The sequence below is a fragment of the Stenotrophomonas sp. 86156_Sma genome, from assembly GCF_056481625.1.
In genome coordinates, this window is sequence record NZ_CM151157.1 from 3,737,763 (window position 1) to 3,756,467 (window position 18,705).

Genomic DNA, 18,705 nt, shown 5'->3' on the forward strand with positions numbered 1-18,705 from the left:
GTGCCAACCAAGGTTGGCACCTACCAGAGCACGGCGGTGTCGTTGGCGTTGGACCGCGCGCCGACCAAGGCCGGCATCTAGCGGAGGACGTTGAACCGCACCTGCGTCCACGCGCCATCCGCCGCCAGTGCGGTCAGCGTATGTGTGCCCGGCTCGGCGAACTCGCGCTGCATCAACTGCGCGCCTCGGGTCTGCGCGATCCAGCGGCCATCCAGCAGCCAGTCCACCGCCTGCTCGCTGCCCAGCGCGCGCAGCTGCAGGCGCACGCCATGTTCGGCATTGGGTGCACGCGCCAGTGCAGCGCCATCATTGAGGCCATCGATGTGCAGGGCCACGCTGGCCTCACGCCCGTCGTCGCGGCAATCCGGCGACAGCGCCGGCAACTGCGAGGCAGCGCGCGTGGCCTTGGGCAACCACGGCGACAGCAACGCCGGCCAGCGCGCGATCTCGTGCGTCACTTCCTCATGTGGATTGCGGCAATCGGCCGATACACGCAGGCCGGTGTGCGCATCAGCCAGGTAACGCTGCCGGCCCGGTTGCCAGCGCCGCGCCTCGCGCTCGGGGAAGGTCGGTGGTGCCGCGCCGTCCAGCAGATAGGCCGACATCCGCCGCTGGCACAGTGCCATCGGCAGGCCTTCGGCGCGTTCGCCGGTGGGCCAGCAGATATCTTCCTGGCTGACACTTGCCGGCATCGGTGCAGCAGCCGAATCGCCGCGCTGGCGCGGCAGGCTGTCCACCACTTCGAACATCAGCGGCAGCGCAGTCACCGCGCCGTACTGGCCCGGTAGCGGTGTGCCGTCCGGCCGGCCCACCCACACGCCCACGGTGTAGTGGCGCGTGCTGCCGATTGCCCACGCATCGCGGTACCCGTAACTGGTGCCGGTCTTCCAGGCCACGCGCGGGCGTCCACCGACATCGAAGGTGCCGACGCTGTAGCCTGGGCGCGGGTTCGATTCCAGCATTTCGCGCACGATCCAGCTGGCGCCCGGCGAGGCCAGTCGCCGCTCGATCATTGGTTCGTCATCGGTGTAGCGCACGCGTCCGGCAATGCCGTTGCGGTTCAGCGCCGCGAACGCGCCGACCAGATCTTCCAGCCGCGCACCGGTACCGCCCAGAATCAGCGAGAGGTTGGGCGTGCTGCCCGGCGGGAAACGCAGCTGGATGCCGGAGTGCGACAGGCGCGCGGCGAAGCGCGCGGCCCCGACCCGCTGCAGCAGGTCCACCGAGGGCACGTTGAGCGACAGGCGCAACGCACTGGACGCGCCGATCGGCCCATTGAAGGCCATGTCGAAGTTGCCGGGCCGGTAGCTGCCGAAACTCTGTGGCGCATCGACCAGCAGGCTTTCCGAATGGATCAGGCCATCGTCCAGCGCCATCGCATACAGGAACGGCTTGAGCGTGGAGCCCGGCGACCGCCAGGCCTGCACCATGTCGACGTGGCCGAGCCGCTGGCGGTCACCAAAGGACAACGTACCGACGTAGGCACGCGCCTGCAGAGTCTGGTTGTCGACCACCAGCAAGGCCGCCGAAGTACGCTCGGGCAGTGTCGAGAAATAGCTCGCCACGCGTTCTTCCAGCGTGCGCTGCAGGCCGATGTCGATGCTGCTCTGGATGCGCGCCTGGCCCGGATGCGCCGAATGCAGGCGCTGCGCCAGCAGCGCGGCGTGCAACGGAGGTCGCAGCGAGCGTGCCACCACGTTCTCGATGCGCGCATCCTGCACTTCCTCCGGCGTCCACGCGCCCAGTTCGGCCATGCGTGACAGCACCTTGTCGCGCGCTTTCTGCGCGGCTTCCGGGTGGCGGTCCGGGCGCAGCCGGCTCGGTGCCTGTGGCAGTACCGCCAGCAAGGCGGCCTCGGCATGTGACAGCTGCGCCGCCGGCTTGCCCAGATAGGCCCAGCTGGCCGCTTCCACGCCCTCGATGGTGCCACCGTAGGGCGCGCGCTCCAGATACAGGGCCAGGATCTGCTGCTTGCTCAGATGCACTTCCAGCTGCACCGCGCGCAGCATCTGCTTGAGCTTTCCCCAGGGCGTGCGCGTATGCGGGTCGAGGATGCGCGCGACCTGCATGGTCAGGGTCGAGCCGCCGGAAACGATGCGACCACCGCGCAGCAGCTGGCCGCTGGCACGCAGGATGGCCAGCGGGTTGATACCCGGATGGCGCCAGAACCAGCGGTCTTCGTAGGTCAGCAGCGCCTGCAGGTACAGCGGCGAGACGCTGTCGATCGATGCCGGATAGCGCCACACGCCCTCGGCATCGGCGAACGCGCGCAGCGGCGTGCCATCAGCGGCAACCACCAGGGTGCTGGTATCGCGTTGCTTCGGCAGCGGCGGCGGGAAGGCGAAATCCAGCACCAGCAGCAGCGCCAGCGTGGCGGCCGTGCCCCAGCGCAGCCACGGCCACAGCGGCCGCAACCGGCGGCGCAGGGCCGCCAGCCGGATCGACATCGTCTTCTTCATTGCAGCGTGCCGGATTGGAGCTTGCCAGCGGGACGGGCCGCGCCGTCGCGGCCCGTCCGCGCGGTCACGGCTGTACCACCGTGATCGTGGTCGGGTTGCTACGGCCGACACCACGCAGCTGCGGCCGGTACATGTCCTCCACCAGCGGCGGCGGCACCGAGTAGGTACCCGGGGTCACCGCACGCACCAGATAGAACACGTTGGCCTTGCTGCCACGCGAGAGCTTCAGCGCAGCCACATAGCGGTCGTCGCGGAACTCTTCGTGCTTGGTGTCAGCGGCTTCGCTGCGGTCGCTGATGGTGATGCCATCAACCACCACGTCGGCCCACTGCTTGGCATCGCCCAGGTTGAAGTTCTCGATCTCCAGGCCCGCCGGCAGCAGGTCGGTCAGCAGTGCATCGGGCATCGTGGTGTCGGCGGTGACCGTCACGCGAACGATCAGGGCTTCGCCTTCCTTCAGCGGACGCGGCGACCACGGCTTGCCATCGGTGCCGAAGTAGCTGCGCTCAATGCCCAGCACGCTGTTGTCCGGCGCCGGTGCGCTGCGCGGAATACCGGCCACGTCGATGCTGGCGAAAATCGGCGGCTGCCCCTGCGGGGTGAAGCGCACGCCGCTGGCCAGCTCGCTGGCGCTGAAATTGCGGCCGAACAGCTTGCGCTCGCCGATGGCTTCGGTGTTGCCACCGATCACCAGCTCACCGGCCACCAGCGCCTTCTGATTGGCGGCCAGTGCCTTGCCAAGGCGGGCGATGGCCACCTGTTCCTGCGTGCTCAGCCACATCCAGCCGGCATTGCGGCGCGCATCCAGGCCACGGCCCAGATCCACCGCACGCGCATCCCAGGCCGGCTTGGCCAGCTTGTTTTCGTGGGTCAGCGCGATCATCAGCGCGTCATCACGGATCGCACTGCCGTAGTCGCCGAAGTAGGACGGGCGTTCGCTGCTGGACTTGGCGAAGGCTGCGGTCAGCGCGGCCTGGCCACGCTTGGCATCACCCTGCAGCGACAGCGCCACGCCCAGATGGACCAGCGACAGGCCGCCGACCGCCTTGCTGCGCTCGTTGTCGTACAGCGTGCGCAGGGTGCCCAGCGGCGCACGGTTGACCCGGGCCAGCACGTAGCCCGAATACGCCTGGTTGGCGAACTTCAGCTTCTCGCGGTCGTCCTGGCCGTAGAACTGGTTGCCGCCGGACAGCAGGTCCTCGCTGAGACGGTTGAGCGCCTTCTGCAGCACGTTGTCCGGCACCGCGAAGCCGGCGTCCTTGGCATCGAGCAGGAACTCGGTGATGTAAGGCGTCAGCCACGGGTTCACGTAGCCGTCGTCACCCCACATCGAGAAGTTGCCATTGGCCACCTGCATCGACGCCAGGCGGCCGAACGCACCTTCCATGCGCTCACGACGGGTCTTGGCATCCAGGCCGTCGGCACCGAGCATCGACGACGTCGCCTGGTCCAGGATCAGTGCGGCGTAACCCTTGCTGGTGGTCTGCTCGGCACAGCCGTACGGGTAGTTCAGCGCGCCCTGCAGCGCACTGGCGAACGGGATCGGCGGCAGCGGGCTGACCAGCAGGCGGGCATTCACCGACTCGGACATCAGGCCATCGGTCAGGCTGTTGTCGAGACTGACCGCTGCCAGCGGATCCAGCGTGCGCACCTGCGAACGCAGCACCTGCGGCCACGCGGCACGCACCGGCAGTTCGTAGCGGCGGTCGGCCTTGAAGCCGTTGCCGTCCACACGTACGCGCACCTTGGCCACGCTGTGGCCCTCACGCGCGGACAGCGGGAAACTCAGCGTGGTCTTGGCATCGGCATTCAACTGCACGCTGCGGCTGCCCTCGCCCAGGTTCAGCGGGCCTTCGCTTTCAACCTTCACGTTGAACTGGCCCGGCTTGCCGGTGAAGTTCTGCACGTCCAAGGTCACCGTGCTGCGGTCGCCCGGGGCCAGCACGCGCGGCATGCTGGCTTCGGCCAGGATCGGCGCGCGCACCACGGTTTCCACGTCGCGCTTGCCGTACTGGTCATCGCTGTAGACCAGTGCCGACACCCGCAGGGTGCCGTTGAAGTCCGGCACCTTCAGGCGGATGCGGGCGATGCCCTTGGCATCGAGCTGCACCGGGCCGGAGAACAGGTCCACGGTCTGCACGCGCGCAGTCGGGCGCTTGGCCTGCGGCAATGCCTGCAGCGCCATGTCGCCACCGAACTTCAGCTTGCCGGCACCGCCGTCAAAGCTCTCGATCACCCGGCTGTAGATGTCATAGGCATCAATGCCGAGGCGACGCTGGGCGAAGAAGTGCGCACCGGCATCGGGTACCGGGAAGCGGGTGATGTTGAGGATGCCCACGTCCACCGCCGAGACAGTGACGTGCGCCATCTTGCCGGCCAGCTGCGGTGCACTGACCGTCACCGGCAGGTCCTGCTCCGGGCGCATCTGCTTGGGCGCAGCCAGGCCGACGGCCACGGTGCGGCCCTTGCGGTCCATCGGCACATGCACCACGCCCACGGCACGGGCCGGGGTGATCTTGCTCGGCGCACTGCCGCCGCGGAACACCAGTGCGGTGATGTAGACGTCGTGGCGCTCCCAGTCGGCGGTGACCGGAATCTTGAAGGTCGAACCCGGCTTGGCGTCGATGTCCTGCACGTACAGCATGCGGTCGGTCTCGACCATCAGGATGCCCTTGCCGGCATGCGGCGGAGTCACCGTCACTTCCAGGGTGTCACCGGCCTTGTAGCCGGTCTTGTCCAGGCCCAGCTTGACCTTGTCCGGGCGCGCGTCCAGACCGCGGTTGTCGTCGCCCCAACTCCAGCCGGCGCGGAACGGATAGCGGCTGGTCAAGCCGGTGGACGGATCGAACACATCCACCCGGTACTCGCCCCACTCCACCGGGAAATCGAAGGCGACCGCGCTGCTGCCGGCGTCGACGGTGCGGGTTTCCTTGTTCTCGAAGCGGCGGGTGAAATCGTAGTCCCAGCGGTTGTCGTTGAAGGTCCAGTGGTAGTCGCGCAGCTCGCGCACCAGGGTGATCTTCAGGCCCTTGGCCGGCTGCGGTGTGCCCGCAGCATCCACGCGCATCAACTCGAAGCGTGCATTGCCGTTGGAGTCGGCACCATCCTCGGGGTTGAACAGCGGGCGCACGCCAACCAGCGCGTTGGCCGGCCACATCACCCGCTTCAGGGTGCGGGTGACGGTACGGCCACCGGTTTCATACAGGCTGCCGGACAGCACCACGGCGATCGGTGCTTTGGCCTTGGCGGCCTCTTCCGGCAATGCCACATCCTCACGCAGCTGGCCGTTGGCCGGCAGCGTGGTATCGATCACGTCCTTGGCTTCGCGCGGCAGCTGCAGGGTCGGGTCACCGAAGAAGTAGCCCGGCAGGCCCTCGACCGGCTGCTGCTCGGCGGCCACCGCCATGCGCGCGGTGAAACGGTTGCCGTCGGCCGGCGCCCCGTACAGGTAGGCGCCATTGGCCTGCAGGCGCAGGTCCTCACCCGGCTTCAGCGTCTTCTGTGCGCTGTCCAGGTCCAGCTTCATGCGCTCGGGCAGGAACTCCTCGATACGCAGGGTCATGCCCTGGATCGCTTCCTTGCTCGCCGGGTCGGTGCGGAACTCGACCTGCCAGCGCCCGGTCGGCGCCTCGGCGGGGATCACCTGCTCGAAATTGATGTAGCCCTGCTCGCCCGGCTGCAGGCGGGTCTCGCGGAAGGTCTTGCCGTCGGGCTGCTTCAGGCGCAGGAACACCGGCTGAGCCTTGACCGGCTTGCCATCGTTGTCGCGCAGCAGGGCGGACAGGCGCACGGTTTCGCCCGGGCGATACAGGTCGCGCCCGGACCAGGCATAGACGTCGAACCAGGCATTGTCACGGCCGGCCACGGCGAATTCGCTCAGGTCCAGCGCCGGCTGGTTGAACGGCAGGAAGCTGGTGTCCTTGCCCGTGCTGGCGACCAGCACGTGAGTGGCATCCAGCGTGTAGTTCAGCAGCGCATTGCCGTTGCCGTCGGTGCTGCCCTTCAGTACCACCTCGCCCTTGGCGTCGAGCACGCGCAGGTCGATGCCCTTCAGCGGCGCGCCGTCCTTGAGGCCGGCGGTGTGCACGAACAGCTTGTCCTTGTAGGCGCGGGTATGCAGGCCGATGTCGCTGACCGAGAAGAACGCGGTGTCGAACTCGCCTTCATAGTCACCGGTGCGCTTGAGCAGGGCGAAGTACAGGCCCGGCTCCTGCAGTTCCTTGATGTCCTGGGTCGGCAGGTAGGTCAGCACCCGCTCGTTCTTCTTGCCGCCGAGGATGAAGCGGTTGACGTAGACCGGCTCGGCCAGCTTGTTGATCGGGCTGCGCTCGTAGTCGCTGCTCAGCTCCCAGCTGCCACGGCGGCCGCCGCGCTGGTACTGGCTGAAGAAGGTCGGCAGGTCCTTCTCGCGCACGCGCAGGAATTCGACGTCAACCTCGGGCACGTTCACCGAGACCACCGGCAGGCCACGGCTGTCCTTGGCCGGCAGCACGCTGCCCTGCGAGGCGAAGCCGACCACCGGCTTCAGCTCGCCGCTGAACACCTTTTGCTTCAGTTCCTTGCCCAGGCGGCTGCCATCGGCGGCCAGCAGGTCCGGCGAGACCACCAGGCTGAACTCCTTGCCAGCCTCGACGAACGGGTAACGCAGGGTCAGGCCGTCATCGGACAGCGTCCAACTGCTGTCGTCGGTGCCGACCTTCTCTTCGAAGCGCACCAGCTTGTCGAAATCCTGGGTGCCGACCAGCGGGCGCGAGAACTCCAGCGCCAGCGACAGGCCGTCATTCTTCTGGTCCGGGTAGGCGCGCAGCAGGGTGAATTCCTTCACCTGCTCGGCTTTGGTGGTGATCGCCTCACCACTGGCCTTGGGCAGCTGCCCGCTGTCGTTGCGGCAGCCGGCCAGGCCCAGCAACAGGCCTCCTGCCAGTACAGCCGCCGCCCATCCCCACCGCTTCCGCCGTGCCGGACCGCTCATGTCGTCACTCCTTGATCGAGGTGGCCATTATAGGCAGGCCGCGTCAAGGTGTTGACGCGGATTCGGCAGGAATGCATCGGAACGCGGGCACCGGGCCGCGCCCGGCTGGATCGGATCCGTGCCGACCAAGGCGGTCCCGGTAGCCGCCAACCTTGGTTGGCGTTGGGCCCGTGCCAACCAAGGTTGGCACCCACCAAAGCGTTGCTACCCCGGCAGGTACAGGTCCACGTAATCGGTCACCGGCATCGCCGCCAGCGCCACTGGGTCCAGCGAGGCGGCCAGGATGCGCTGCTGCTGGGCGGTCGGGAAGCGATGGGCCAGGTGCCGGCGGAACTTGTCCATCAGCAGCGGAATGCCTTCTCCGCGGCGTCGGGCGTGGCCAAGCGGGTACTCCACCAGCACTTCCGGCAGTTCACTGCCATCGTTGAAGCGCACGCTCAGGCCGTTGGCGATGCTGCGCTTGTCCGGGTCCAGATAGTCGGCGCTGAGCTGCGGATCCTCGTGGCAGGCCATCTTTGCGCGCAGCGCGTCGATGCGCGGATCGGCGGCGACGTCGTCCTCATAGTCCTCGGCCACCAGCCGCCCATGCAGCAGCGCGATGGCGATCATGTACTGCACGCAGTGGTCGCGGTCGGCCGGATTGTGCAGTGGGCCTCTCTTGTCGATGATGCGGATGCAGGCGTCCTGGGTGCGGATGGCGATGTGCGCGATATCCTCGACCTGCCGCCCCATCGCGCGCAATTGCTGGTGCAGCGCGATCGCTGCCTCCACCGCAGTCTGGCCGTGGAACTCGGCCGGGTAGCTGATCTTGAATAGCACGTTCTCCATCACATAGCTGCCCAGCGGCCGCTCCAGCGTCAGTGCCTGTCCATGCATGGACACAGCCTCGAAGCCCCAGGTCGGTGCACTGAGCACGCTCGGATAGCCCATTTCACCCGTTGCCGCGATCAGCGCCAGGCGTACGCCACGGCTGGTGGCATCGCCGGCGGCCCAGCTCTTGCGCGAACCGGTGTTGGGCGCGTGCCGGTAGGTCCGCAGCGCCTGGCCATCGACCCAGGCCAGCGACACTGCATTGAGCATGCGTTCGCGATCCAGCCCGAGCAGCTGCGCCACCACAGCGGTGGTGGCGACCTTGACCAGCACCACATGGTCCAGCCCGACCCGATTGAAGGAATTCTGCAGGGCCAGTACACCCTGGATCTCGTGCGCCTTGATCATCGCCAGCAGCACGTCGTGCACGGTCGGCGGCGGGCGGCGCAGGGCCTGCGCGTTGCGTCCCAGCCAGTCGCAGACGGCGAGGATTCCGCCCAGATTGTCCGACGGGTGGCCCCATTCGGCGGCCAGCCAGGTGTCGTTGAAATCGAGCCAGCGCACCATCGCGCCCAGATTGAACGCCGCCTGCACCGGGTCCAGCACGTAGTGGGTGCCCGGAACGCGCGCGCCGTTGACCACGCTGATGCCTGGCACCACGGGACCGAGCAGCTTGCTGCAGGCCGGGAAGGACAGTGCTTCCAGCCCGCAGCCCAGCGTATCAAGCACGCAGTGGTGCGCGGTCTGGAACGCCAGCGGTGAGTCGATGCGTGCGTCGCGCACGTAATCGACGATGTCCACCAGCAGCGCATCCCACGCTGCACGCTCGTTGGATGGGGTGGGGCTGTCGGACATCGTCGATCTCCTCTTCAGAAAAGCAGGTCAGGCCGCGCCTCCCGGTAGTCGCCAACCGTGGTTGGCGCTGGACGTTGCCGGGCGGCGCCAATGCCATGCCAACCAAGGTTGGCATCTACCGAAGCGTGTGATGCCAGCGCCGACCTGCTGGTTACTCGGCCGGTACCCGCACCTTGCCTTCCATCAGCACGCGGGCACTGCGGCTCATGATGGCCTTGCTTACTGTCCACTGGCCGTCAACGAGGCCGGCCTGCGCACCCACGCGCAACGTGCCGGAAGGGTGACCAAAGGTCACCGCTTCGCGTTCACCACCACCGGCCGCGCGATTGACCAGGGTGCCCGGAATCGCCGCGGCGGTGCCGATCGCCACGGCGGCGGTACCCATCATCGCGTGGTGCAGCTTGCCCATCGACAATGCGCGCGCATGCAGATCGATGGCCGAGGCCGGAATGGCCTTGCCGCTGGATGACACATAGTCCTGCGCCGGTGCAACGAACGCCACCTTCGGCGTATGCTGGCGGGTCGCCGCGTCTTCCAGGTTCTTGATCAGACCCATGCGCAAGGCGCCGTAGGCGCGGATGGTCTCGAATTTCTGCAGCGCGGCCTTGTCTTCGTTGATCGCCGGCTGCAGCTCGGTGCCGCTGTAGCCCAGATCGGCGGCGTTGAGGAAGATGGTCGGGATGCCAGCGGTGATCATGGTCACCTCGAAGCTGCCCACGCCGGGCACTTCCAGGGTATCGACCAGGTTGCCGGTCGGGAACATCGCACCCGCATCGCCGTCATCGGACGGATCGATGAATTCCAGCTGGATCTCGGCCGCCGGGAAGGTCACGCCGTCCAGCTCGAAATCGCCGATCTCCTGCACTTCGCCATCGCGCATCGGCACGTGCGCGATGATGGTCTTGCCGATGTTGGCCTGCCAGATGCGCACGGTGCACAGGCCATCGCGCGGCACCCGGGCCGGATCGATCAGACCATTGGCAATCGCGAACGGACCCACCGCAGTGCTGAGGTTGCCGCAGTTGCCGCTCCAGTCGACGAAGGCGGTGTCGATCGACACCTGGCCATACAGGTAGTCCACGTCGTGGTCAGGCACCGAAGCGGTGGAAATGATCACGCACTTGCTGGTGCTGGAGGTGGCGCCCCCCATGCCATCGGTCTGCTTGCCATACGGATCGGGCGAACCGATCACGCGCATCAGCAGCGCGTCACGCGCGGCGCCCGGCACCTGCGCGGCCTCGGGCAGGTCCTGCAGGCGGAAGAACACGCCCTTGCTGGTGCCGCCGCGCATGTAGGTGGCGGGAATTCGGAGTTGCGGAAGAAAATTCATCGTCGGATCCAAGCGTTTGGATTTCAGGAAATGTCTTGCATCAGTGCGTCAAGGCCACGATCAACGCACCACACCCGCATGACGTCCACGCGGTCCGGCAGATCGAGGTAGTAGACGAGATAGCGTTCAATGCCCGGAACCTGCATGAAGCGCAGGAGTGCCGGCAACTGTGCGGCGAGGTCGGCATGGCGGACGGAACCTGACGCAGGGAACATCGCAGTACGTTGAAGCGTGGCCTCCAGCTCGGCGAGAAAGCGCCGACCCAGCACCAGCCCACCCTGCCGTGCGAACCATAGCGCGGCATCGGCTGCGTCGGCTTCGGCCCTGGGCCTCCATTCAATCGCCTTCACGCTCCATCCTTTCGGTCAGTTCGCGACGCATCCGCTCGAATGTGGCCGCAGTCACCGGAACGGCAGGCCCAGAAGCCAGCCCCTCGGCAATCAACTGCTTGAGCAGCTCTTCAGCCTTGCTGCGCTGACGCTGGCGGATCAGGTCACGCACATAATCCGACGTACTGGAGTAGCCGCCTTCGCGCACTTCCTCGTCCACGAACTGCTTGAGCGGATCGGTCAGCGAAATGTTCATGGTGGCCATGAAACTCTCCTTTGGCAGTTTTTGCCAAGTCAGTGTGCGCCCTGCCCTGGTGTCGGACAAGCCCGCCCCCGGCCTCCGGGGGGCAGGCATTCAGTCCGGCATCACGCCACCTTGGCGCCTTCCAGGAAGTCCTGGGCGAAGCGCTGCAGCACGCCGCCGGCCTCGTAGATCGCCACTTCCTCGTCGCTGTCCAGGCGGCAGGTGACCGGCACGAGCACGTCCTGGCCGTCGCGGCGGTGGATGACCAGGGTCAGCTCGGCGCGCGGGGTGCGCTCGCCGATCACGTCGAAGGTCTCGGTGCCGTCGATGCCCAGGGTCAGGCGGGTGGTGCCCGGCTTGAACTCCAGCGGCAGCACGCCCATGCCGATCAGGTTGGTACGGTGAATCCGTTCGAAGCCTTCGGCCGCGATCGCCTCCACGCCGGCCAGGCGCACGCCCTTGGCGGCCCAGTCACGCGAGCTGCCCTGGCCGTAGTCGGCACCGGCGATGATGATCAGCGGCTGCTTGCGGTCCATGTAGGTTTCGATCGCTTCCCACATGCGCATCACCTTGCCTTCCGGCTCCACGCGCGCCAGCGAACCCTGCTTCACGCTGCCGTCGTCGTTGCGCACCATCTCGTTGAACAGCTTCGGGTTGGCGAAGGTGGCGCGCTGCGCGGTCAGGTGGTCACCGCGGTGGGTGGCGTAGGAATTGAAGTCCTCTTCCGGCAGGCCCATCTTCGCCAGGTACTCACCGGCGGCACTGGACGCCAGGATCGCGTTGGACGGCGACAGGTGGTCGGTGGTGATGTTGTCCGGCAGCACCGCCAGCGCGCGCATGCCAGACAGCGTGCGCTCACCGGCCAGTGCGCCCTCCCAGTACGGCGGACGGCGGATGTAGGTGCTCTGCGGGCGCCAGTCGTACAGCGGGCTGACCGCCGCACCGTGCTCCACGCGCACGTTGAACATCGGGTTGTAGACGCGGCGGAACTGCTCCGGCTTCACCGAGGCCTTCACCACCGCGTCGATCTCGGCATCACTCGGCCAGATGTCCTTCAGGCGCACCTCACTGCCATCGGCATCCACGCCCAGCACGTCCTTCTCGATATCGAAGCGGACGGTGCCGGCGATGGCGTAGGCGATCACCAGCGGCGGCGAGGCCAGGAAGGCCTGCTTGGCGTACGGATGGATGCGGCCATCGAAGTTGCGGTTGCCCGACAACACGGCGGTGGAATACAGGTCGCGATCGATGATTTCCTGCTGGATCTTCGGGTCCAGCGCACCGCTCATGCCGTTGCAGGTGGTGCAGGCGAAGGCGACGATGCCGAAGCCGAGCTTTTCCAGGTCCGGCAGCAGGCCGGCCTCTTCCAGGTACAGCTGCACCGCCTTCGAACCCGGCGCCAGCGACGACTTCACCCACGGCTTGCGCAGCAGGCCACGCTCGTTGGCCTTGCGCGCCAGCAGTGCGGCGGCGATCACGTTGCGCGGATTGGACGTATTGGTGCAGCTGGTGATGGCGGCGATGATCACCGCGCCGTCGGGCATCAGCCCCTGCACCTGCTCGGCCTTGCCCGCTTCCAGCTTGGCTTCGTCGGCGATGCCGCGCTCGGCCAGCTCGGCGGTCGCCACGCGCTTGTGCGGGTTGGACGGGCCGGCCATGTTGCGCACCACGCTGGACAGGTCGAAGCGCAGCACACGCTCGTATTGTGCGGTGGCCAGGTCATCGGCCCAGAGGCCGGTGGTACGGGCGTAGTTCTCCACCAGCGCCACCTGCGATTCCTCGCGGCCGGTCAGGCGCAGGTAATCGATGGTCTGCCCGTCGATGTAGAACATCGCGGCGGTCGCGCCGTACTCCGGGCACATGTTGGAAATGGTGGCGCGGTCACCGATGGTCAGTGCCGCAGCACCCTCGCCGAAGAATTCAAGATACGCACCGACCACGCGCTCCTTGCGCAGGAACTCGGTCAGCGCCAGCACCACGTCGGTGGCAGTGATGCCCGGCTGCGGCCTGCCGGTCAGCTCGACACCGATGATGTCCGGCAGACGCATCCACGAGGCGCGGCCCAGCATCACGTTCTCGGCTTCCAGGCCGCCAACACCAATCGCGATCACGCCCAGTGCATCCACGTGCGGGGTATGGCTGTCGGTACCCACGCAGGTATCCGGGAAGGCCACGCCGTCCTGCACGTAGACCACCGGCGACATCTTCTCCAGGTTGATCTGGTGCATGATGCCGTTGCCCGGCGGAATCACGTCCACGTTCTCGAAGGCCAGCTTGGTCCAGTCGATGAAGTGGAAACGGTCTTCGTTGCGGCGATCCTCGATGGCGCGGTTCTTCTCGAACGCCTGCGGATCGTAACCACCGCATTCCACCGCCAGCGAGTGATCGACGATCAGCTGCACCGGCACCACCGGATTGACCTTGGCCGGGTCACCGCCCTTGTCGGCGATCGCATCACGCAGGCCAGCCAGGTCGACCAGTGCGGTCTGGCCGAGGATGTCGTGGCAGACCACGCGTGCCGGGAACCACGGGAAGTCGAGGTCGCGACGGCGCTCGATCAGCTGCTTCAGCGAATCGCCAAGCGTGGCCGGATCGCAGCGACGCACCAGGTTCTCGGCCAGCACGCGCGAGGTGTACGGCAGGGTGGCATAGGCGCCAGGCTGGATCGCATCGACAGCGGCGCGCGCGTCGAAATAGTCCAGCGTGCTGCCGGGGAGGTTCTTGCGGTAATCGGTATTCATGGGCTGGCGGAGTGCTTGAGGCGGGCCGGGTGCCGGCGGTGCGGCGGCGAAAGCATCCGGCCGGCACGCGGCCGGCCGGATGGGTACAGCAGGGGGATCAGACGCGCTTGTCGATGGCGACGAAGTCGCGGTCTTCCGGACCGATGTAGTTGGCGCTCGGGCGGATGATCTTGCCGTCGATGCGCTGTTCTACGATGTGCGCGCTCCAGCCGGCGGTGCGGGCGATCACGAACAGCGGGGTGAACATCGCGGTCGGCACGCCCATCATGTGGTAGCTGACGGCGCTGAACCAGTCCAGGTTCGGGAACATCTTCTTGATGTCCCACATCACCGATTCCAGGCGCTCGGCAATGTCGTACATCTTCATACTGGACTGCTCTTCGGACAGCTCGCGGGCCACGTCCTTGATCACCTTGTTGCGCGGATCGGAGACGGTGTAGACCGGGTGGCCGAAACCGATCACCACTTCCTTGCGCTCGACGCGGGCCTTGATGTCTTCCTCGGCTTCATCCGGGTTGTCGTAGCGCTTCTGCACTTCGAACGCCACTTCGTTGGCGCCGCCATGCTTCGGGCCACGCAGCGCGCCGATGCCACCGCAGATCGCGCTGTACATGTCGCTGCCGGTACCGGCGATGACGCGGCAGGTGAAGGTCGAGGCATTGAACTCGTGTTCCGCGTACAGGATCAGCGAGGTGTGCATCGCCTTCACCCACGATTCCTGCGGCTTCTCGCCGTGCAGCAGGTGCAGGAAGTGGCCACCGATCGAGTCATCGTCGGTTTCCACGTCGATGGCGCGGCCGTTGTGGCTCCAGTGGTACCAGTACAGCAGCATCGAACCGAGGCAGGCCATCAGCTTGTCGGCGATGTCACGCGCGCCCGGATGGTTGTGATCGTCCTTCTCCGGCGCCACGCAGCCGAGCACGGACACGCCGGTGCGCATCACGTCCATCGGGTGTGCCGACGGCGGCAGTTCTTCCAGCGCCGCCTTCACTGCTGCCGGAATGCCGCGCAGCGACTTCAGCTTGGCCTTGTACGAAACCAGCTCGGCGCGGGTCGGCAGCTTGCCGTGCACCAGCAGGTAGGCGATTTCCTCGAACTCGCTGGTGTTGGCCAGGTCCAGGATGTCGTAGCCACGGTAGTGCAGATCGTTGCCACTACGGCCCACGCTGCACAGCGCGGTGTTGCCGGCGGCGGTGCCGGACAGGGCGACGGACTTCTTCGGCTTGAAGGTCGGGGTTGCGGTCGTATCGTTCATGTTTCCCTCCGAAAACTTGATGGTGCAGGGTACTGCTTATTTCTTGGCGGCGAACAGTGCATCGAGCTGCTGCTCGAACGCGTGGTAGCCGATGCGGTCGTAGAGTTCTTCGCGGGTCTGCATGGTCTCGACCACATTGCGCTGGTGGCCATCACGGCGCACCGCCTGGTAGACGTTCTCGGCGGCCTTGTTGGCGGCACGGAACGCCGACAGCGGGAACAGCTGGATGGCGACGCCGGCCGAGGCCAGTTCATCACGGCTGAACAGCGGGGTGGCACCGAATTCGGTGATGTTGGCCAGCACCGGCACCTTCACCGCGTCGACGAAGCGGCGGTAGGTGTCCAGGTCGTAGGCAGCCTCGGCGAAGATGCCATCGGCACCGGCCTCGACACAGGCGATGGCGCGCTCGATAGCCTTGTCCACGCCGTCCACCTGGATGGCGTCGGTGCGCGCGATCAGGAAGAAGTCCGGATCGGTCTTGGCATCGGCGGCCGCCTTCACGCGGTCGACCATTTCACCCTGCGAGACGATCTCCTTGCCCGGACGGTGGCCGCAGCGCTTGGCGCCGACCTGGTCCTCGATATGGCAGGCCGCGGCGCCGGCCTTGATCAGCGACTTCACGGTGCGCGCGATGTTGAACGCGCTCGGGCCAAAGCCGGTGTCGATGTCGACCATCAGCGGCAGGTCGCAGACATCGGTGATGCGGCGCACGTCCACCAGCACGTCTTCCAGGGTATTGATGCCCAGGTCCGGCAGGCCCAGCGAGCCTGCGGCAACGCCGCCGCCGGACAGGTAGATGGCACGGAAGCCGGCGCGCTTGGCCAGCAGGGCGTGGTTGGCGTTGATCGCGCCGATCACCTGCAGCGGCGATTCGGCAGCCAGCGCCTCACGGAAGCGGGCACCGGCAGAGAAAGGGGCGGAAGCAGTCATGCGGCAATCCAGGTTGAAGAACGGATGGGTAGGCGCAAGCACCATGCCAAGCTGCAAGCCGTTGATTTCACGGGGATGACCGACACGCAACCGCGAAACAAATGAAACATTGAAACAGATGTATCATGAAACACCCCGTCTGAACCCATCGCCATGTACCTGCCCCGCTCGCCCCTGCGCCATGCCGATGCCGACCCCGGCCGACCGGTGATCTGGACGGTCAGCGTCTCGCGGCTGACCGGCCTGCTCGGTGACGTCATTCCCGAGTTCGACCGTCGCGCGCGCATCGAACAGATCAACCTCGGCTTCGAGGAAGCGGTGGATGTGATCGGCCAGCGCCTGCGCCGCGAGCATTGCGATGTGGTGATTGCCGGCGGCTCCAACGCCGCCTGGCTGCGCGGCCGGCTGGAGCTGCCACTGGTGCCGATCCAGGCCAACGGCTTCGACCTGATGGAAGCACTGGCCCGTGCCCGCCGCATCGCCAGCCGCATCGGCCTGGTCACCCACGCCAGCGACGTGCCGGTGTTCAGCAACTTCCAGCAGAGTTTCGGCCTGGATATCGAGCATCGCCGTTTCGTAACCCGCGAGGACGCACGCGACTGCATCGCCGATCTGCGCGCCAACGGCATCGAAGTGATCGTCGGCACCGGCATGGCCATCGACCACGCCGAACAGGCCGGCCTGCCCGGGGTGCTGCTGTATTCGGCCGACTCGGTGCGGCAGGCGTTCGAACATGCGCTGGAACTGACCCAGACCCTGGCACGTTCCGGCAGCAACCGCCCTGCCCCACGCCGGCGCCCGGCAGCGCGTGCCGATGCGCATGAACTGCTCGGCGACAGCGATGCGATGGCGCAGGTGCGCGCACAGATCGCGCTGTATGCCCCGCATGACAGCACCGTGCTGGTCACCGGCGAAACCGGCACCGGCAAGGAACTGGTTGCGCGCCAGCTGCACGCGGCCAGCGGCCGTCGAGGCCGCTTCGTCGCGTTGAACTGCGGCGCGATCAGCGAATCGCTGCTGGAAGCGGAGCTGTTCGGCTACAGCGATGGGGCCTTCACCGGCGCACGCCGTGGCGGCCGTGTCGGCCTGGTCGAAGCCGCAGACGGCGGGACGCTGTTCCTGGACGAAATCGGCGAACTGCCGCTACCGCTGCAGACCCGCCTACTGCGCGTACTGGAAGAACGCGAGGTACTGCGCGTGGGCGCCACCGAACCGACCCCGGTGGACCTGCGCGTGGTGGCCGCCACCCTGCAGTCGCTGGAGCAGCGCGCAGCAACCGGCAGCTTCCGTCGCGACTTGTATTACCGCTTGGCCGCACTGCGCATTACCCTGCCGCCGCTGCGCGCGCGGCGCAGTGATATCCCGCTGCTGGCGCAGCACTTCTTCCGCCAGCTGCGTGGCATCGATGCGCCACTGGATGAGGATGCGCTGGCGGTGCTGACCGCCGCCAGTTGGCCAGGCAACGTGCGTGAGCTGCGTAATCTGGTGGATCGGCTGCGCATCCACTGGCAGCCCGGTGAAGGGCTGATTGATGCTGCGCGACTGCTGCAGCTGGCACCCGAACTGGTGAATGAGGGCGCTGTAGCATTGCCGGTGGAAAGCAACGGGAAGCGCCCGCCGCGTGCGCAGCTGGAGACGCTGCTGCAGGAACATCGCAATGATCGCGAGGGGATGGCGCAGGCGCTGGGCGTCTCACGCACCACGTTGTGGCGCTGGCTGCGCGCGGAGGGGTTGTAACCACTCGTTGCCTGGTGGGTGCGAACCTTGGTTCGCACCGCTCTTCCGTCAAGCATCTCATCCACGCATGGCGTGGATCTACCTGGCCAGCAGCAGCTCGATTTCCTCCACCTGCACCACCGGCACCTGCCACGGGTGATGCGGCACGATGCCCTGTTCGAAGATGCGCTGCAGCCGCTGCGGATTCCGAGGCAGGCAGAATTCCAGGCGCACGCTGTCGACCACTTCGGTGCGGCCCGCCTCACCCTGCACGGGTGACGCACCCACGCGCGGGCGGAACTGCTCGAACCCCGGCGCCGACCACCACATCCCGTGCTCGTAGTCGCCGGCCGCCAGCGCGTCCACCGCGAGGATGCCCTGCTTCACTGCATCCAGTGCTGCCGACGGCACGAACACCACCACACGGTACAGCGGCAGGCGTTGCATCAGGTTGCCTTACGGATACAACAGGCGCTTGCTCCAGCGCCCTTCGGCACCGGCTTCATAGCACCAGCGTTCGTGCAGGCGGAACTGCGCGCCGTACCAGAACTCGATGCGGTCGGGTACCACGCGCAGGCCGCTCCAGCCGTCCGGGCGCGGCACGTCCTTGCCTTCGAAGCGGGCTTCGATCTCGGCCACGCGCGCGTCGAATTCCTCGCGCGTCGCCAACGTCTTCGACTGCTGCGAGGCCCAGGCACCGATCTGGCTCATGCGCGGGCGGCTGGCGAAATAGGCGTCGGCCTCGGCATCGGCAACCTGCTCGACACGGCCTTCGATGCGCACCTGGATGCCGGCCTCGCGCAGGCTGCGCCACAGGAACAGCAGCGCGGCCTGCGGATTGGCCTGCAGCTCCTGGCCCTTGTGGCTGTCCAGGTGGGTATAGAAGACGAAGCCACGCTCGTCGAAGGCCTTCAGCAGCACGGTACGCGCCGAGGGACGGCCCTGCGTATCGGCGGTGGCCACGGTCATCGCATTCGGCTCGACCTCGCGGCTCTGCTTGGCCTCGTCGAACAGGCCGGCAAACGTGGACAGGGCTTCGGCGTACAGGTCGCTCATGATTGCGT

At 66.9% G+C, this 18,705-nt stretch carries 12 protein-coding genes; 1 reads left to right on the forward strand and 11 read right to left on the reverse strand.

Annotated features, from left to right (window positions below):
• Positions 1–77: 77 nt before the first annotated feature.
• The 9 genes from pbpC to prpB all read right to left on the reverse strand — a co-directional run bounded on the left by pbpC (position 78) and on the right by prpB (position 15,925).
• Positions 78–2,459, reverse strand: coding sequence for a penicillin-binding protein 1C (gene pbpC, locus ACZK33_RS17370; RefSeq protein ID WP_423174785.1), 2,382 nt, complete (start codon positions 2,457–2,459; stop codon positions 78–80).
• Between the two features lie 64 nt (positions 2,460–2,523).
• Positions 2,524–7,431, reverse strand: a complete 4,908-nt coding sequence (locus ACZK33_RS17375) for an alpha-2-macroglobulin family protein (protein WP_423174786.1) — start codon at positions 7,429–7,431, stop codon at positions 2,524–2,526.
• A 204-nt stretch (positions 7,432–7,635) separates the two neighbouring features.
• Positions 7,636–9,096, reverse strand: coding sequence for a bifunctional 2-methylcitrate dehydratase/aconitate hydratase (locus tag ACZK33_RS17380; RefSeq protein ID WP_423174787.1), 1,461 nt, complete (start codon positions 9,094–9,096; stop codon positions 7,636–7,638).
• Between the two features lie 151 nt (positions 9,097–9,247).
• Positions 9,248–10,426: a 2-methylaconitate cis-trans isomerase PrpF gene (prpF, locus tag ACZK33_RS17385; protein ID WP_329893299.1), complete on the reverse strand. Its 1,179-nt coding sequence runs from the start codon at positions 10,424–10,426 to the stop codon at positions 9,248–9,250.
• Positions 10,427–10,449: 23 nt separating this feature from the next.
• Complete coding sequence (locus ACZK33_RS17390; protein WP_423174788.1) at positions 10,450–10,776, reverse strand: type II toxin-antitoxin system RelE/ParE family toxin; 327 nt, start codon at positions 10,774–10,776, stop codon at positions 10,450–10,452.
• Positions 10,763–11,020, reverse strand: coding sequence for a type II toxin-antitoxin system ParD family antitoxin (locus tag ACZK33_RS17395; RefSeq protein WP_006384133.1), 258 nt, complete (start codon positions 11,018–11,020; stop codon positions 10,763–10,765). Before ACZK33_RS17395 ends, ACZK33_RS17390 begins: the two co-directional genes overlap by 14 nt.
• Positions 11,021–11,121: 101 nt before the next feature.
• On the reverse strand, positions 11,122–13,740 hold the full coding sequence (gene acnD / locus ACZK33_RS17400) for a Fe/S-dependent 2-methylisocitrate dehydratase AcnD (protein ID WP_478453644.1): 2,619 nt from the start codon (positions 13,738–13,740) through the stop codon (positions 11,122–11,124).
• Between the two features lie 97 nt (positions 13,741–13,837).
• On the reverse strand, positions 13,838–14,995 hold the full coding sequence (prpC, locus tag ACZK33_RS17405; protein WP_014038133.1) for a bifunctional 2-methylcitrate synthase/citrate synthase: 1,158 nt from the start codon (positions 14,993–14,995) through the stop codon (positions 13,838–13,840).
• A 36-nt stretch (positions 14,996–15,031) separates the two neighbouring features.
• Positions 15,032–15,925 (reverse strand): methylisocitrate lyase, encoded by an 894-nt coding sequence (gene prpB, locus ACZK33_RS17410; protein WP_005418360.1) that lies wholly within the window; start codon positions 15,923–15,925, stop codon positions 15,032–15,034.
• 153 nt (positions 15,926–16,078) lie between these two features.
• Between prpB and prpR the strand changes: the two genes are divergently transcribed.
• On the forward strand, positions 16,079–17,662 hold the full coding sequence (prpR, locus tag ACZK33_RS17415) for a propionate catabolism operon regulatory protein PrpR (RefSeq protein ID WP_423174790.1): 1,584 nt from the start codon (positions 16,079–16,081) through the stop codon (positions 17,660–17,662).
• 78 nt (positions 17,663–17,740) lie between these two features.
• Here the strand turns inward: prpR and ACZK33_RS17420 are convergent, their stop codons facing one another.
• Both ACZK33_RS17420 and pdxH read right to left on the reverse strand, forming a co-directional pair.
• Positions 17,741–18,088 carry a YqfO family protein gene (locus ACZK33_RS17420; protein ID WP_125895329.1) on the reverse strand — a complete coding sequence of 116 codons (348 nt, stop codon included), beginning with the start codon at positions 18,086–18,088 and terminating at the stop codon, positions 17,741–17,743.
• Positions 18,089–18,097: 9 nt separating this feature from the next.
• Positions 18,098–18,697: a pyridoxamine 5'-phosphate oxidase gene (pdxH, locus tag ACZK33_RS17425; RefSeq protein ID WP_032127805.1), complete on the reverse strand. Its 600-nt coding sequence runs from the start codon at positions 18,695–18,697 to the stop codon at positions 18,098–18,100.
• Between the last annotated feature and the right edge of the window lie 8 nt (positions 18,698–18,705).

Coding starts and splice junctions, on each gene's coding strand:
- ACZK33_RS17375 (WP_423174786.1), bottom strand. CDS start 7,431: ATGAGCGGTCCGGCACGGCGGAAGCGGTGGGGATGGGCGGCGGCTGTA.
- ACZK33_RS17420 (WP_125895329.1), bottom strand. CDS start 18,088: ATGCAACGCCTGCCGCTGTACCGTGTGGTGGTGTTCGTGCCGTCGGCA.
- prpB (WP_005418360.1), bottom strand. CDS start 15,925: ATGACTGCTTCCGCCCCTTTCTCTGCCGGTGCCCGCTTCCGTGAGGCG.
- ACZK33_RS17395 (WP_006384133.1), bottom strand. CDS start 11,020: ATGGCCACCATGAACATTTCGCTGACCGATCCGCTCAAGCAGTTCGTG.
- prpC (WP_014038133.1), bottom strand. CDS start 14,995: ATGAACGATACGACCGCAACCCCGACCTTCAAGCCGAAGAAGTCCGTC.
- acnD (WP_478453644.1), bottom strand. CDS start 13,740: ATGAATACCGATTACCGCAAGAACCTCCCCGGCAGCACGCTGGACTAT.
- prpR (WP_423174790.1), top strand. CDS start 16,079: ATGTACCTGCCCCGCTCGCCCCTGCGCCATGCCGATGCCGACCCCGGC.
- pbpC (WP_423174785.1), bottom strand. CDS start 2,459: ATGAAGAAGACGATGTCGATCCGGCTGGCGGCCCTGCGCCGCCGGTTG.
- ACZK33_RS17380 (WP_423174787.1), bottom strand. CDS start 9,096: ATGTCCGACAGCCCCACCCCATCCAACGAGCGTGCAGCGTGGGATGCG.
- pdxH (WP_032127805.1), bottom strand. CDS start 18,697: ATGAGCGACCTGTACGCCGAAGCCCTGTCCACGTTTGCCGGCCTGTTC.
- prpF (WP_329893299.1), bottom strand. CDS start 10,426: ATGAATTTTCTTCCGCAACTCCGAATTCCCGCCACCTACATGCGCGGC.